Here is a 15,669-nt window from a genome sequence, read left to right as displayed (position 1 = left end):
CGCGCCTTCCTCACGCCGACCGTTTCGACTTCTTCTTGCGCGCCGGCTTGGCGGCCGCCGGACGTTTGCCGGCGGATGCGCGCGGCTTGGCCGCCGCCTTCTTGTCTTTTCCTGCCGTGCCGGCGTCGCGATCGCGCTCTGCCCGCTTGGGCGCCGGCCCGCGGCGGCTCGTGCGCGGCTCGCCCGGCGTCGCGCGCGCGACGGGCGCCGGTTTCCCGAGGTCCATCGTCGCGGACACGAACCCGGCGCCACGGTCGTCGAACAGCGGCAGCGTGCCGACCGCGATCACCTCGGCCGGCCCGTCGCCCACGTTGGCGACCCGGTGCCGCTTGCGCGCGTCGAAGTGCAGCGAGTCGCCGGGCGACAGCGGGTAATCCTTCTTGCCGACCGTGTAGCAGATCCGGCCGGCCAGCACGTACACGAATTCGTCGCCGCCGTGCGCGACCCATTCCGATCGGTAGCCTTCCATCATCTGCACCTTGAGCGCGTTGATCTGGCTGCCGTCGAACGTGGTGGAGAGGCGTTCGTACCACTGCGACGACGCGTCGAGCGCGTACGGCCTGCGGCGGCCCGCGCGCGAATCGGGCTGGGCCTGGCGCGGCTGGTCGATCAGCGCGCCGAGCGGCACGTCGAGTGCCTTCGCGACATTGACGAGCGACGTCAGCGAGATGCCCGTGAGGTGGCGCTCGACCTGGGACAGGAACCCGACCGAGAGTTTCGCTTCGGTCGCGACTTCCAGCAGCGTCTTCTTCGCTTCCCGGCGCAGGCGGCGAATGCGCTGGCCGATACGCATCATGTCTGAATCCATGAATCTCTTTCGTGGCAACGAGTCGGGAGGCGGGCGGACGGGCGGTGCAGTCGCTGGGCGGTGATTTCCGCACATCGCACGAAGCATGGCCGTCGGGACGGCGATGCCGACGAATTGTACCGCGCGGTGTCGCCGGGGGAAGGCTCGTTGTGCCGGGATGCGCATGCGCCGCGCTGATTTTAGCCCTACGAAAATTTCAGCTTGACCTCAATTTCGGCGTGCTCTAGATTCTGTCGCGAGTATCAAAAAAAGTTAAGTGAGACGAAATTTTTTTAAAGGCCTGCTGCCGGAACGGCATGGCGGCACGGCGCCGCGCCGGGCCGAGCGTCCACCCGCAGCGGCGCCGTGCCGCGTCAGGCCTGCCTCGGGCCTGCACCCCGCCGCGTCACCGCCGGCCGCCGACAACAATGCATAACGGGCTTCCGATGATCGATCGACTGAAATACAGCTTCTCCGGCCTTCCACCGTACGACGCATCCGTCGTCGACACGCAGGCGGGCCTGTTGCGCCTGCTCGATGCCGCGCGGCTCGACGCGGTGCTGGTCACGTCGCAGGACGAATACGTGACCGAGTACCTGCCGCTCGCCAACAATCCGCGCTACGCGGTATCGGGTTTCGACGGCTCGGCCGGTTGCGGGATCTTCCTGAGCGCGGCGACCGCGCAGGCGCTCGATCTGCCCCCGTTCGTGCTGTTCGTCGACGGCCGCTATCACCTGCAGGCCGAACAGCAGTGCGATCCGGCGCGCGTGCGTATCGAGAAGCTCGGGATGAACGTGACGATCTGGCAGGCGATGGCCGACTGGCTGCTCGCGCACGGTAGCCGGCTCGCCCGGGTCGGCTACGACGCGCGGCGGATCAGCGTCGCGCAGCGCGATCGTCTGTTCGAACAGACGCAGGCCGCGTCGCTCGACTGGACGAGCCTCGCCGACCGGGAAATCGATCGTGCGATCGCGTTGCCGGGCTGGGTCGTCGAGCGGCCGATCTTCGAAGTGCCGGAATCGGCGACCGGCCTGAGCGTCGCGCAGAACCTCGACACGCTGAACCGCAAGCTCGCCGCGCATACCGGCGCGCCGGACGGCAAGACCGCGTTCTTCACCTGCGCGTCGGACGATCTTGCGTATCTGCTGAACAGCCGCGGCTATCACATCCCGAATGCGTCGTCGCACCTCGGTTTCCTGTTCGCGGTCGGCGCCGAGGTGGCGTTGTTCCTGCCGGAAGGCTGCGACCGCTGCGAGGTCACGCTCGAGTCGTATCCGGCGCTGCACGTGATCCGGCGCGATGTCGCGGCGCTCGAGCGCTTCCTTGCCCAGTTCGACGTCGAGCACGTGTGCTACGGCTTCGAATCGGTGAACTGCGCGCTCGTCGACGCGGTGAAGCGGGTGTGGCCGCGCGCGCGGCATGCCGACTTCAACCCGGTCGAGGCGATGCGGGCCGGCAAGACGCCGGCGGTGCTCGACCGGTTCCGCGACGCGTTCGCGCGCAGTTCCGCGGCGATCGCCGAGACGATGCGCTGGGCGAAGACCGGCGAGCCGGGCACGCGCCACACCGAATACGACCTGGCGCGCACGATCAACGACGCGTACGGCGCGCGTTCGGCGGTTGCGCTGACGTTTCCGTCGATCGCGGCGAACGGCGCGAACAGCGCGTTCGCGCATTACACGGCGGCGAGCGCCGACGTCGAGCTGACGGAAGGCGAACTCGTGCTGCTCGACAGCGGCGCCTACTACGAAGCCGGCTTCGCGACGGACTGCACGCGCGTGGTGCTGCGCCGGACCCGGCCGGATACGGTCGCGCAGCCGTGGCAGCGCGAGATCTACACGGTCGCGCTGAAGGCCTGCATCAAGGGGCTCGTCACGCGCTTCCCGAGCACCGCCAAGGGCGGCGACGTCGATGCGCTCGTGCGGCAGGTGTGCCGCGACCACGGCCACGATTTCGGCCACGGCACCGGGCACGGTGTCGGAATTCACGTGCACGAGGGCGGCGTGCGGTTCGCGCCGGGCGCGAAGTACGGGCTCGTGCCGAATGCGGTGATTTCGATCGAGCCGGGCATCTACGTGCCGGGCAAGGGCGGCGTGCGGATCGAGAACATCGTGATCATCCGCCAGGACGACGCGCAGCCGGATACCGTCACGTTCGAGAACATCGTGACGGTCGGCTACGACTGGGACCTGATCGATCTCGACCTGCTCGACGACGACGAGCGCGCGTACCTGCGCGACTACGAGCGGCTGTGCGTGGCGCGCGGCACGCAGGTCACCGCGTGTCCGCTGCTGTAAGCGCCGCCGCCCGCACCGGTCAGTTCAGCAGGCGTGCGCGCACGAACGGCGCGATCCGCTCGGCGAGCCACGCGTGCGTGCGCGTGGTCGGGTGCAGCGTGTCCCAGAACACGAAGCGCGCCGGATCGCGGCAGTCCGCACGCGGTGTCTGGGCGCTCAGGTAGGTGAGCGAGGACGGCTTCGGGATGTCGAGGCACGAACGCTTCGCGTCGTCGAAGCCGTACTGGGCCGGATGGCTCAGCAGGTCGTCGAACAGCGCGGACGCATCGAAGACCTCGAGCCGCAGCGTCGCGCCGTAGCGGGCGCGCAGCGCGGCAGCCGCGTCGGCGAGGCGCCGGTTGTAGTCCTTGACCTGCGCGGCGACACTCGCGGTGTCGGTGCGGGTCGCGAACACCGGCGCGCGCGACACGTCCGGCAGCGTGACGAGCATGATCCGCGTCGCGCCGGCCGCGGCGAGCCGCTCGAGGCTGTCGCGCACCGCATTCGCCGCCTGCTCGGGGGAGCGCCCGTAGTTCACCAGGTCGTTGCCGCCCGCGAACACCGCGAACAGCGTGTTGGCGGGCCGGTAGTCCGGCGCGCGATCCATGTATTCGCGCCACGAATCGACCTGCTGCACGAGGCCCGGCACGACGAGGTACTGGTCGGTTGCCGCGCCACCGATCGCCCAGTTGTAGAACGGCAGCCGCAGCGCGTTCGCGAGATATTCGGCCCACACCGGGCCGTTGCTGAAGCGTCCCGCCTGCCAGCTCGTGCCGTTCGGCAGCTTCCACTGGCTCGCGTTGAACATGTTCTGCGTGTCGGACAGGCTGTCGCCGAACACGATCAGCTTGTTGACGCGCGCGTCCTGCTGCGCGGCGTCGATGGTCCACACCGTGTAGTTGAACGACAGCGCGTTGTTGGCCGCGACCGCCTGCACGAGCTCGGTCCTGATGCCTTTCGCGGAGAGCGTCTTGCGGCACACGTCGGCGAGCGTGTCCTGCGTCGTCGTGCTGTAGAACATGTTCTTCCACTGCGTGATGCCGTCCGCCCACCAGTAGCCGGACACGCGATACCAGTCGCCGGCGGCGGGGTTGCGCGCCCATTCGTAGGTCGCGGCCGGCTTCAGCGGATCGGCGTCGATCCGGTACCAGCAGCGCAAGTACGTGTAGGTGTCGGAGCCGCGGCGCGAGGCGCGCGGCGTGGCGTCCGGCGGGGTCGATGCGGCCGGCGGCACGATGTCGGGGCCGGCCGGCGACAGCGACATGTCGCCCGTCGGCGTGGGCAGCGGCGCGGGGCCGGCGGCCTGCGCCGCGGGGAGCGTCAATGCGGCGCCGAGTGCCGCGATGGCGGAAGCGGCGGTGACGCGGGATGAAAACGGAATGCGGAAAACTGGCATGCGGCCCTCTTCTGATTGTCGTGACGGGACGGCGGCGCGGCTGCGCGGCCGTGTATCGGAAGGGACCGTGAGTGCCGGGCTCGGGCCCGGTCTGTCGAAACGTGAGCTGCCGCGCATGGCGGCGAGAGGCGGAGCGTACGGTGGCGGCGCGGCCGCCGGTCAGTCAGTGCTTCAGCGCATGAGTGCCGACACGCGCCCGTCGGGGCCGTAGACGCCGGCCGGTGCGGGGGCCGAGCGCAGTACCGCGAGCGCGCGCTCGTTGTAGTCCATCCGGATCCGGATCAGCATCCCGTTGTTCGCATTGGCCTGGCGCGCGCGTTCGGCGGACTGCTGCAGCAACTGCCAGCGGCCGGCGAGGCGGGCATCGCGCTCGGCTGCCTGGTCCATCCCCTTCTTGCCGGCCGGAAAGCCGAGTGCGGAAAGCTGCGTGTCGCGCGTGCGTTCGAGCTGCGCGAGCCGGTCGATCAGCTCGCTTTTCCTTTCGACGATCCCGGGCAGCATCTCGAGCGGCTGGGCCATCGTCAGCGCCTTTTCCTCGTAGGCGAGCAGGGACGCGAACGCTTCGACCGTCGCGTGTTCGTCGTTGACCGTGGCCAGCAGCTCTTCTCTCATCGCGTCATGCTCGTCGCGCCGGCGCGGGTGGACGCGCCGGCAAACCGGGGGACCGGCCAGGGCCGGCTTCAGTTGCCCGGGCGCTGCTGCTGCAGCAGCTCGCGGGCGGTATTCAATACGCCGTCGGCGATCTTGTTCGCATCGATCGTCAGCGTGCCGTTGTTCAGCGCGTCCTTGATCGACTGGACCAGACCGGTGTCGATATCGCCGTTGGCGGACGCCGATACCGAACGCAACTGGTCGGACAGACCCGACAGGTTCACGGTCGTGTCGCCGCCGGTCGACCCCGCGTCGGCCGCCTGCGCGGACGAGGACGAGGCCGCGCCGGATTGCGCACGGGTCGCGCCGTTGCCGGTCGGCGCCAGGGGGCTCGGGTTCGGAGTGGAATCGATCTTCACGATGGGTTTCCTGTTCGGTTTGACCCAGATAACGGCCGGGTCGGCCCGAACTTTAGCATCGCGAGCCCGAAATGCTCCGAATAAACAATTCTTTACATTCTTGCCGAGAGAGCCGGCCCTACAGCGGAATTTCCACGGTGCCGGCGTCCTTGACGATCGCCGTGACGATCTGGCCCGCCGCCATCCGCACCCGCACCGACTGGCCGGGCGCCGCGTTCGCCAGCGCGCTGCCCTCGGCCGAAATCGTGAAACCGGGCCCGGCCGCGACCACCCGCACCGTCTGGCCGGCCGACACCGATGCCGCGCTCTTCAGCATGTCCTGCCGCAGCGGCAGCCCGGCCGAGATGCGCGCGAGCGCGGTCGCGCCGATCGCCTGAGCCGGATCGGTGACCACCGCGAGCGGCAGCACCGTCAGGTCGCCGTCGCGGGCGACCAGGTCGGCCGCGGAGAGCGGCTCGCCGGGCGCGATCTGGCGCGCGGCGACGTAATAGGTGGCCTGCACGGTGACTTTCGCCTGCAGGTAGACGGTCCACGGGCGCTCGCCTGCGCAGCGCACGCCGACCGTCGTGCGGCCCCACAGGCGCGCGCCCGTCGGCATGAACGGTTCGAGCGTCGTGCACGCGGCGAGCCCGCGCGGAAACGCGGTCGTGACCGTGGCGGTGGTCTTGCCGGGCAGCCCCGCGATCTGCTGCTGCAGGAACGAGAGGGCCGTGCGGCGGATCGACTCGGGATCCTGCTGGCCGGGCGGCGTCGCGGGTTGGGCCGCATTGGCGGCATTGACCGCCGGGGCCGGGTTCGCGGCAACCGGTACGGCGCGCGGCGTCGGCGCGGCGCGGGCCGCCGCCAGGCGCGAGGCCATGGCCGGCTGCGGGGCTGGCCGTACGGGATTCGACGCGGGTTCGGACGTGCCGGCGACGACCGTCGCGATCGCGTTCGGATCGGCGGCGCGCGGCGCGCCATATCCGGTTCCGGCGTTCGTGCGGGCGGCTGCGTAGACGGGGCGAGGCGCAGGGGCCGGTGCGGGAGCCGGCGGCGGGACGGTCGTCACGACCATCGTGTCCGCCGGTTGCGCCGCGTAGCCGGTGCCGGACGCGCCGGCGGCGCCCGTGCTGCTCGCCGCGCGTCCCGTGTCCGGCGCGAGGCCCGAACCTGGCGCCGGCGCCGCATTCCCGCCGAACTGCCCGCCGCTTGCCGCATTGGCATGCGCGAGCGCGGTTTCGGCCGTCTCGCCGCGCCCCGGAATCACGATCATCGCGTCGTCCGCGTGCGCGGCCGGGGCGGCGATCCACAGCGCCGCGGCGAGCGCAAACGCACGCCGGACGTGCGTGAGCCGCCCGTTCCTTCCGCGAAGTGCGCTGCCAGTCATCGCCGTATCCCCGATCCGTTGCCCCGCTTTGCATTCTAGGGAGCCGGGCCGTCGCGCAAACGATGAATAGAGGGGGCCTTTGCCGCGTTATTCGCCCGATTGCCGGTTGCGTCCGACGCCTACCATCGCTGTCATGGAAAAAAGCCTCTCGGGTCGCCATCCGGCGCGAGGGGCGTGCAGCGCTTCATACGGAGAGACGCACACATGCTGGACAAACTCGATGCGGAATTCGCGTTCGGCCGCCAGGCGCTGGACGTGCGCGCCTACCGGCAGGAACTGCTGTCGTCGAACATCGCGAACTCCGACACACCCGGCTACCAAGCCCGCGACGTCGATTTCGCGTCGACGCTCGCACGCTCGCTGAAGCAGGCGGGCGGCGGCCTCGCGCCGAGCAACGCGGCGCAACTGCCGATGACGCAGCCGGCCGGCGTGACGAGCGGGATGTCGATGGTGTCGACGGCGGCGGGCCACATGGCGGGCACCGCGAAGCTGATCCCGACGGGCGGCCCGTCGGACGACTACGGCCGTGCGCAATACCGGATGCCGCTGCAGCCGGCGCTCGACGGCAACACGGTCGATCTCGACGTCGAGCGCGTGCAGTTCGCGAACAACGCGCTGCACTACCAGACCGGGATGACCGTGATGACCCAGCAGATCAAGGCGATGATCGCCGCGATCACGACGAACCAGTGACGGCGCGCGCCGCCTCCGAATCCGAGCAAAAGGAGCTTCCATGCCTTCGTTGATGAACATCTTCGGCGTCGCCGGCTCGGCGCTGTCCGCGCAGTCGCAGCGCCTGAACGTCACCGCGTCGAACCTCGCGAACGCCGACAGCGCGACCGGCCCCGACGGCAAGCCGTACAAGGCCAAGCAGGTCGTGTTCGCGACCGACCCGATCGGCGGCGCGCGCACCGCGTCCGGCCAGGGCGTGGGCGGCGTGCGCGTGACGAAGGTGATGGACGACCCGTCGCCGATGAAGTCGACCTATGACCCGTCGAACCCGGCCGCCGACGCGAACGGCTACGTGCAGATGCCGAACGTCGATCCGGTGCAGGAGATGGTGAACATGATCTCGGCGTCGCGCTCGTACCAGGCCAACGTCGAGACGCTGAACACCGCGAAGACGCTGATGCTCAAGACGCTGACGATCGGCTCGTAAGCCGCGCGCCGACCGACCTTACAGACTCGACAGTTCCGACAGAAGGCCACCCAGGATGACTTCCTCCAGCACCACGATCGGCAGCAACGGCACCACCGTGTCGAACCTGCCGACCGACACGATGAACACCAACAACGTGTCGAACACCAACGGCACGTCGGCGAGCGACCTGCAGGCGACGTTCCTGAAGCTGCTCGTCACGCAGCTGCAGAACCAGGACCCGACCAGCCCGGTCGACAGCTCGCAGATGACGTCGCAGCTCGCGCAGATCAACACGGTGAGCGGCATCGCGCAGCTGAACACGTCGCTCACGTCGCTGTCGACGCAGCTCACGGCCGGCCAGCAGACGCAGGCCGCGCTGCTGATCGGCACGAATGTGCTCGCGCCGGGCAACGCGGTCGCGGTGAAGAGCGGCGCGGCATCGCCGTTCGGCGTGTCGCTGTCGAGCGCGGTGTCGAACCTGACGATCACCGTGAAGAACTCGGCGGGCACCGTGGTGAACACGATCAACGCGGGCGCGCAGTCGGCCGGCACCGTGCCGTTCAACTGGACGCCGACCGACTCGGCGGGCAACGCACTGCCGGACGGCCAGTACACCGTCAGCGCGTCGTACACCGACAGCAACGGCACGCCGCAGCCGGCCACGACGCTTGCGGCGTCGACCGTGCAGAGCGTGATCAAGCAGGCGGACGGCACGGCGGGGCTCGTGCTGTCGAACGGCACGACGGTGGGGCTGACCCAGGTCGCGTCGATTTTCCCGAACACGACGTCGACCGCATCGGCTTCGTCCGGCAGCGGCACCCCCTCCAACTGATACTGATCGAGCAATCTCGAAACGGAGACCGAAATGGGTTATCAACAGGGTCTGAGCGGCCTCTCGGGTGCATCGAACGCGCTCGACGTGATCGGCAACAACATCGCGAACGCGAACACGGTCGGCTTCAAGTCGAGCACCGCGCAGTTCGCCGACATGTACGCGAACTCGGTCGCGACGTCGACCAACACGCAGATCGGCATCGGCACCGCGCTGAACGCGGTCGAGCAGAACTTCGGCCAGGGCACGATCAACACGACGAACTCGTCGCTCGACGTCGCGATCAACGGCAACGGCTTCTTCCAGATGTCGAACAACGGCGTGACGACGTACTCGCGCGACGGCACGTTCCAGCGCGACAAGAACGGCTACATCGTCGACTCGCAAGGCCGCAACCTGATGGGCTACGCAGCCAACGCGGGCGGCGTGATCAACACCGCGCAGACCGTGCCGCTGCAGGCGCCGACGACCAACATCGCGCCGACCGCGACGACCAAGATCTCGGCCCAGTTCAACCTGAACTCGCAGGACACGGTGCCGGCCAAGACGCCGTTCAGCGCGACCGACAACACGACCTACAACTACTCGACGTCGATCCAGGTGTACGACTCGCTCGGCGGTTCGCAGGCGGTCAACATGTACTTCGTGAAGTCGGCGGCCGGCACGTGGGAAGCGTATGCGGGCGTGCAGGGCGGCGCCACGACGGATCTCGGCACGGTCAACTTCAATTCGTCGGGCGCGATCCAGAGCACGACGACGGGCACGCCGCCCGTGCCGACCGCGTCGGTCGGCCAGTTCCAGTTCACGGTGCCGAACACCGACGGCTCGGCGACGCCGCAGAGCCTCACGCTCGACCTGACCGGCACGACGCAGTACGGCGGCAAGGACGGCGTGAACAACCTCGCGCAGGACGGCTACGCGAGCGGCACGCTGACGACCTACACGATCGGCACCGACGGCAAGCTGACCGGCAACTACTCGAACGGCCAGACCGCCGTGCTCGGCCAGATCGCGCTCGCGAACTTCAACAACCCGAACGGGCTGGTGAACCTCGGCGGCAACCAGTATGCGGAAAGCTCCGCATCGGGCGTGCCGCAGATCTCGGCGCCGGGCAGCACGAACCACGGCACGCTGCAGGGCAGCGCGCTGGAAAACTCGAACGTCGACCTCACGTCGGAGCTCGTGAACCTGATCACCGCGCAGCGCAACTACCAGGCGAACGCGCAGACGATCAAGACGCAGCAGACCGTCGACCAGACGCTCATCAACCTGTAAGCGCGGATAACGGGCAGCCATGGACCGACTGATCTACACGGCGATGACGGGTGCGTCGCAGTCGCTCGACCAGCAGGCGATCGTCGCGAACAACCTCGCGAACGCGTCGACGACGGGCTTTCGCGCGCAACTCGCGACGTATCGCGCGGTGCCGATGAATTTCGGCGACGGCAGCACGATCGACCCGACGACGACGCGCACCTACGTGCTCGCGTCGACGCCCGGCGCCGATTACGCGCCGGGTCCGATCACGCGCACCGGCAACCCGCTGGACGTCGCCGTGCAGGGCGCGGGCTGGCTGGCGGTGCAGGCGGCCGACGGCAGCGAGGCGTACACGCGCGCCGGCAACCTGCACGTCGACGAGAACGGCCAGCTGGTCAACGCGAGCAACCTGCCGGTGGTCGGCAATGGCGGCCCGATCTCGGTGCCGCCGAACGCAGAAGTGACGATCGGCAAGGACGGCACGATTTCCGCGCTGATGCCGGGCGACCCGCCGACGGCGGTCGCGATCGTCGACCAGATGAAGCTCGTCAATCCCGATCCGGCCACGCTCACGCGCGGCAACGACGGGTTGTTCCGCACCGCCGACGGCAATCCGGCCGATGCCGACCCGAACGTGGTCGTCACGCCGAATTCGCTCGAAGGCAGCAACGTCAACCCGGTGACCGCGATGGTCGCGATGATCGACAACGCGCGCGCGTTCCAGCTTCAGTCGAAGCTGATCCAGACGGCCGACCAGAACGAGCAGTCGGCGAACCAGCTGCTCAACTTCAGCTGAGCGCCCGCGCCAGCCCAAGCAGGAGACCTTAAAAGTGAACCGTTCGCTCTACATCGCCGCCACCGGCATGAATGCGCAGCAGGCGCAGATGGACGTGATTTCGAACAACCTCGCGAACACCAGCACGAACGGCTTCAAGGCGTCGCGCGCGGTGTTCGAGGATCTGCTGTACCAAACCATCCGCCAGCCCGGCGCGAACTCGACGCAGCAGACCGAGCTGCCGTCGGGCCTGCAGCTCGGCACCGGCGTGCAGCAGGTCGCCACCGAGCGCCTGTACACGCAGGGCGGCCTCACGCAGACCGGCAACTCGAAGGACGTCGCGATCAACGGCGCGGGCTTCTTCCAGGTGCTGATGCCGGACGGCACGAATGCATACACGCGCGACGGCTCGTTCCAGACCAACGCGCAGGGCCAGCTCGTCACGTCGAGCGGCTACCAGGTCCTGCCGGCGATCACGATCCCGCAGAACGCGACGTCGCTGACGATCGGCAAGGACGGCGTCGTGACGATCACGCAGGCGGGCTCGACCAATTCGGTGCAGATCGGCTCGCTGCAGGTCGCGACCTTCATCAACCCGGCCGGTCTCGAAGCGCGCGGCGAGAACCTGTTCTCCGAGACGACGTCGTCGGGTGCGCCGAACGTGTCGCAGCCGGGCCTGAACGGCGCGGGCACGCTCAGCCAGAACTACGTCGAATCGTCGAACGTGAACGTCGTGCAGGAGCTCGTCAACATGATCCAGACGCAGCGTGCCTACGAGATCAACAGCAAGGCCGTGACGACGTCCGACCAGATGCTGCAGACCGTCACGCAGATGAAGAGCTAACCGGAACACCCGTCGTCGCCATGAAGCAGGTTCGCCTCCTCCCGTCAGCCACCGTCCGCGCCGCATGCGCGGTCGCGGTGGCGGCGTTCGCCGCCGGTTGCGCGCAGATTCCGCGCGATCCGATCATCCAGCAGCCAATGACGGCACAGCCGCCGATGCCGATGTCGATGCAGGCGCCCGGCTCGATCTACAACCCCGGCTACGCGGGGCGGCCGCTGTTCGAGGATCAGCGTCCGCGCAACATCGGCGACATCCTGACGATCATGATCGCGGAGAACATCAACGCGACCAAGTCGTCGGGCGCGAACACGAACCGGCAGGGCAACACCGACTTCAACGTGCCGACGGCCGGCTTCCTCGGCGGCCTGTTCGCGAAGGCGAACCTGTCGGCGACCGGCAACAACAAGTTCGCGGCGACCGGCGGCGCGAGCGCGGCGAACACGTTCAACGGGACGATCACGGTGACCGTCACCAACGTGCTGCCGAACGGCAATCTCGTGGTCAGCGGCGAGAAGCAGATGCTGATCAACCAGGGCAACGAATTCGTGCGCTTCTCGGGGGTCGTCAACCCGAACACGATCTCGGGCGCGAACTCCGTCTACTCGACGCAGGTTGCCGACGCGAAGATCGAATACTCGTCGAAGGGCTACATCAACGAAGCCGAGACGATGGGCTGGCTGCAGCGCTTCTTCCTCAACATCGCGCCGTGGTGATGACGATGCAGAAGCCCCCGTTCAACCGCCCGTCGTTCCGCGCGCAAGCCTTCGCGCGGCTCGCCGTCGCGTTCGTGGCCTTGGCCTGCGTGTTCGGCGCGGCGCCCGCGCACGCGGAACGCCTGAAGGATCTCGCGCAGATCCAGGGCGTGCGCGACAACCCGCTGATCGGCTATGGCCTCGTCGTCGGCCTCGACGGCACGGGCGACCAGACGATGCAGACCCCGTTCACGACGCAGACGCTCGCGAACATGCTCGCGAACCTCGGCATCTCGATCAACAACGGCTCGGCCAACGGCGGCGCGTCGCAGCTGAGCAACATGCAGCTGAAGAACGTCGCGGCCGTGATGGTGACCGCCACGCTGCCGCCGTTCGCGCGGCCGGGCGAGGCGCTCGACGTCACCGTGTCGTCGCTCGGCAACGCGAAGAGCCTGCGCGGCGGCACGCTGCTGCTGACGCCGCTGAAAGGCGCGGACGGCCAGGTCTATGCGCTCGCGCAGGGCAACATGGCGGTCGGCGGTGCCGGCGCCAGCGCGAACGGCAGCCGCGTGCAGGTGAACCAGCTCGCGGCCGGCCGGATCGTCGGCGGCGCGATCGTCGAGCGTTCGGTGCCGAACGCGATCGCGCAGATGAACGGCGTGCTGCAGCTGCAGCTGAACGACATGGACTACGGCACCGCGCAGCGGATCGTGTCCGCGGTCAATTCGAGCTTCGGCCCGGGCACCGCGACGGCGCTCGACGGCCGCACGATCCAGCTCGCCGCGCCGGCCGATTCGGCGCAGCAGGTCGCGTTCATGGCGCGGCTGCAGAACCTCGACGTCAGCCCGGACAAGGCTGCGGCGAAGGTGATCCTGAACGCGCGCACCGGCTCGATCGTGATGAACCAGATGGTGACGCTGCAGAGCTGCGCGGTCGCGCACGGCAACCTGTCGGTCGTCGTCAACACGCAGCCGGTCGTGTCGCAGCCGGGCCCGTTCTCGAACGGGCAGACGGTGGTGGCGCAGCAGTCGCAGATCCAGCTGAAGCAGGACAACGGCGCGCTGAAGATGGTGACGGCCGGCGCGAATCTCGCCGACGTCGTGAAGGCGCTGAACACGCTCGGCGCAACGCCCGCAGACCTGATGTCGATCCTGCAGGCGATGAAGGCCGCCGGCGCGCTGCGCGCCGACCTGGAGATCATCTAAATGGCAGCCAGTCTCCCGAACGCGAACGACCTCACGCAGCGCTTTGCGCTCGACGTGCAGGGTTTCGATGCACTGCGCGCGCAGGCGAGGCAGTCGCCGCAGGCCGGCGCGAAGGCGGTCGCCGGCCAGTTCGACGCGATGTTCACGCAGATGATGCTCAAGAGCATGCGCGACGCGTCGCCCGACGGCGGGCTGTTCGATTCGCATACGTCGAAGATGTACACGTCGATGCTCGACCAGCAGCTCGCGCAGCAGATGTCGACGCGCGGGATCGGCGTCGCCGACGCACTGATGAAGCAGCTGCTGCGCAACGCGGGGCAGGGCGCGGGCAGCGACACGGCGGCCGACGTCGGCGCGGCCGGACTGGGCGCGGACGGCTTCGGCGCGTCCGGCAACGAAGGCGGCCTCGCCGCGATGAACGCGATGGCGAAGGCCTACGCGAACGCGGCGAACAACGGCGGGCTCGCCGGCACGCGCGGCTATTCGGCCGGCAGCGCGCTGACGCCGCCGCTGAAGGGCGCGAGCGGCGTGCAGGACGCCGACGCGTTCGTCGACCGGCTCGCGGGCCCCGCGCAGGCGGCCAGCGCGTCGACCGGCATCCCGGCGCGCTTCATCGTCGGCCAGGCCGCGCTCGAATCGGGCTGGGGCAAGCGCGAGATCCGCGCGGGCGACGGCTCGACGAGTTACAACGTGTTCGGCATCAAGGCGACCAAGGGCTGGACCGGCCGCACGGTGTCCGCGCTGACGACGGAATACGTGAACGGCGCGCCGCGCCGCGTGGTCGCGAAGTTCCGCGCGTACGATTCGTACGAGCACGCGATGACCGATTACGCGAACCTGCTGAAGAACAATCCGCGCTACGCGGGCGTGCTGAGCGCGAGCCGCAGCGTCGAAGGCTTCGCGCACGGGATGCAGAAGGCCGGCTATGCGACCGACCCGAACTACGCGAAGAAGCTGATTTCGATCATGCAGCAGATCGGCTGACGACCCGTCGGCGACCGCCGTCGTACCCTCTGGACCGCGCCCGGCAGACCGCCGCGCGCGGTTTCAACGTTTGCGCGAAAAAAATCCCCAATTCGATCTAAACTTTCGGTCAGCACTGCCGCTAAGTGTGAGAGACCTGCGACCGGGCCCCCGTTCTGGCCCGGTTTTATTGCGCACCGGTTGCCCGGGCGCCCATGAGAAGACAGACCGGCTAGCCATGAATATCGAAACGTCGACGGACCCCAGCCTGGATGCAGGCCACTCCGGGCCCGACTATGCCCGCCGCAATCCGCTGGAAATCGGCGTGCAGCTGCGCAACCTCGTCAATCGCGGCGATTTCCTGACCGTCCAGTATCCGGGCGGCCAGCTCGTCACGCGCCTGCTCGAGGTGGATGTCGGCGCGCGGACGTTCACGTTCGACTGGGGTGCGCTGGCCGAGCAGAACGCCGGCATCCTCGGCGCGTCGCACTGCACGTTCGCGGCCGCGCCGGAGGGCGTGCGCGTCGAATTCACCACGGGCACGCCGCGCGAGACGCGCTTCGAGGGGCTGCCCGCGTTCGTCGCCGATTTCCCCGACGTGCTGATGTGCATCCAGCGCCGCGAATATTTCCGCGTCGATGCACCGATCGTCGATCCGTTCCTGTGCCGCGGCAAGCTGCCGGACGGCGAGAGCTTCCTGTTCGAGGTGCACAACCTGTCGCTCGGCGGCGTGGGGCTGCGCACGGCCGACGAACGCGTCGAGGCGCTCGAGGTCGGCACGCTGCTGCCCGACGTCGAGCTCGACCTGACCGGCCATGGCAAGCTGTCGCTCGACCTGCAGCTCGTGTCGCAGCGTTCGACGCAGATGCCGAACGGGTCGCGGCGCTACCAGCTCGGCTTCCGCTACATGTCGCTGCCGGGCAGCGCGGAGAACACGCTGCAGCGGCTGATCACGCAGCTCGAAATGAAGCGCCGCTCGCTCGCGCGGGCCTGACGCGCAGGCGACGGCCGGCCCCGCCCGGGGCGGCCCGCGCGGCGTTCGCGGCACCCTCGGCCGCACGCTTGAACCGGCGTCGCGCGCATGCGCGTCGCGCGTGCATTTTTTCCTCAATTTTCTGAAATCGC

16 protein-coding genes are annotated in these 15,669 nt (G+C 68.7%); 11 read left to right on the top strand and 5 right to left on the bottom strand.

What is annotated here, in order from left to right:
• Positions 1 to 10 precede the first annotated feature (10 nt).
• Positions 11 to 808, bottom strand: a complete 798-nt coding sequence (locus tag ACPTTC_RS17465; protein ID WP_423393206.1) for a helix-turn-helix domain-containing protein — start codon at positions 806 to 808, stop codon at positions 11 to 13.
• A gap of 425 nt (positions 809 to 1,233) precedes the next feature.
• Here ACPTTC_RS17465 and ACPTTC_RS17460 point away from each other — a divergent pair, with 425 nt between their 5' ends.
• Entirely contained in the window at positions 1,234 to 3,084 is a 1,851-nt protein-coding gene (locus ACPTTC_RS17460) for a M24 family metallopeptidase (protein ID WP_423393205.1), read from the top strand.
• 19 nt (positions 3,085 to 3,103) lie between these two features.
• Here the strand turns inward: ACPTTC_RS17460 and ACPTTC_RS17455 are convergent, their stop codons facing one another.
• The 4 genes from ACPTTC_RS17455 to flgA all read right to left on the bottom strand — a co-directional run bounded on the left by ACPTTC_RS17455 (position 3,104) and on the right by flgA (position 6,835).
• Positions 3,104 to 4,459, bottom strand: coding sequence for an SGNH/GDSL hydrolase family protein (locus ACPTTC_RS17455; protein WP_423393204.1), 1,356 nt, complete (start codon positions 4,457 to 4,459; stop codon positions 3,104 to 3,106).
• A gap of 171 nt (positions 4,460 to 4,630) precedes the next feature.
• Positions 4,631 to 5,071 (bottom strand): flagella synthesis protein FlgN, encoded by a 441-nt coding sequence (locus ACPTTC_RS17450; RefSeq protein ID WP_226198598.1) that lies wholly within the window; start codon positions 5,069 to 5,071, stop codon positions 4,631 to 4,633.
• 68 nt (positions 5,072 to 5,139) lie between these two features.
• The gene (gene flgM, locus ACPTTC_RS17445; protein WP_423393203.1) at positions 5,140 to 5,469 is read right to left on the bottom strand and encodes a flagellar biosynthesis anti-sigma factor FlgM; all 330 of its coding nucleotides are present in this window, start codon (positions 5,467 to 5,469) and stop codon (positions 5,140 to 5,142) included.
• Between the two features lie 118 nt (positions 5,470 to 5,587).
• Entirely contained in the window at positions 5,588 to 6,835 is a 1,248-nt protein-coding gene (gene flgA, locus ACPTTC_RS17440) for a flagellar basal body P-ring formation chaperone FlgA (protein WP_423393202.1), read from the bottom strand.
• Positions 6,836 to 7,039: 204 nt separating this feature from the next.
• On the opposite strand from flgA, the gene ACPTTC_RS17435 reads away from it, so the two are divergent.
• The 10 genes from ACPTTC_RS17435 (at position 7,040) to ACPTTC_RS17390 (ending at position 15,538) form a co-directional block, all read left to right on the top strand.
• Entirely contained in the window at positions 7,040 to 7,528 is a 489-nt protein-coding gene (locus ACPTTC_RS17435; RefSeq protein ID WP_175016540.1) for a flagellar basal body rod protein FlgB, read from the top strand.
• Between the two features lie 40 nt (positions 7,529 to 7,568).
• Complete coding sequence (gene flgC, locus ACPTTC_RS17430) at positions 7,569 to 7,994, top strand: flagellar basal body rod protein FlgC (protein WP_021164156.1); 426 nt, start codon at positions 7,569 to 7,571, stop codon at positions 7,992 to 7,994.
• 55 nt (positions 7,995 to 8,049) lie between these two features.
• Positions 8,050 to 8,808 (top strand): flagellar hook assembly protein FlgD, encoded by a 759-nt coding sequence (locus ACPTTC_RS17425; RefSeq protein WP_226198595.1) that lies wholly within the window; start codon positions 8,050 to 8,052, stop codon positions 8,806 to 8,808.
• A gap of 33 nt (positions 8,809 to 8,841) precedes the next feature.
• Positions 8,842 to 10,083 carry a flagellar hook protein FlgE gene (gene flgE, locus ACPTTC_RS17420; protein ID WP_226198594.1) on the top strand — a complete coding sequence of 414 codons (1,242 nt, stop codon included), beginning with the start codon at positions 8,842 to 8,844 and terminating at the stop codon, positions 10,081 to 10,083.
• 19 nt (positions 10,084 to 10,102) lie between these two features.
• Positions 10,103 to 10,861 carry a flagellar basal-body rod protein FlgF gene (flgF, locus tag ACPTTC_RS17415; protein WP_226198593.1) on the top strand — a complete coding sequence of 253 codons (759 nt, stop codon included), beginning with the start codon at positions 10,103 to 10,105 and terminating at the stop codon, positions 10,859 to 10,861.
• Between the two features lie 34 nt (positions 10,862 to 10,895).
• On the top strand, positions 10,896 to 11,684 hold the full coding sequence (gene flgG, locus ACPTTC_RS17410) for a flagellar basal-body rod protein FlgG (protein ID WP_174937548.1): 789 nt from the start codon (positions 10,896 to 10,898) through the stop codon (positions 11,682 to 11,684).
• A gap of 20 nt (positions 11,685 to 11,704) precedes the next feature.
• Positions 11,705 to 12,397, top strand: a complete 693-nt coding sequence (gene flgH, locus ACPTTC_RS17405; RefSeq protein WP_226198591.1) for a flagellar basal body L-ring protein FlgH — start codon at positions 11,705 to 11,707, stop codon at positions 12,395 to 12,397.
• A gap of 5 nt (positions 12,398 to 12,402) precedes the next feature.
• On the top strand, positions 12,403 to 13,581 hold the full coding sequence (locus ACPTTC_RS17400) for a flagellar basal body P-ring protein FlgI (RefSeq protein ID WP_423393201.1): 1,179 nt from the start codon (positions 12,403 to 12,405) through the stop codon (positions 13,579 to 13,581).
• A complete protein-coding gene (flgJ, locus tag ACPTTC_RS17395) occupies positions 13,582 to 14,565 on the top strand; it encodes a flagellar assembly peptidoglycan hydrolase FlgJ (RefSeq protein WP_226198589.1) in 984 nt (327 codons plus the stop codon).
• 217 nt (positions 14,566 to 14,782) lie between these two features.
• Positions 14,783 to 15,538: a flagellar brake protein gene (locus ACPTTC_RS17390; protein WP_175951319.1), complete on the top strand. Its 756-nt coding sequence runs from the start codon at positions 14,783 to 14,785 to the stop codon at positions 15,536 to 15,538.
• The last annotated feature ends 131 nt before the right edge of the window (positions 15,539 to 15,669 follow it).

Origin of the sequence: Burkholderia mycopellens (assembly GCF_964265025.1) — a bacterium.
In the GTDB taxonomy this organism is placed as follows: domain Bacteria; phylum Pseudomonadota; class Gammaproteobacteria; order Burkholderiales; family Burkholderiaceae; genus Burkholderia.
This window is presented reverse-complemented; position numbering and strand designations above follow the sequence as displayed.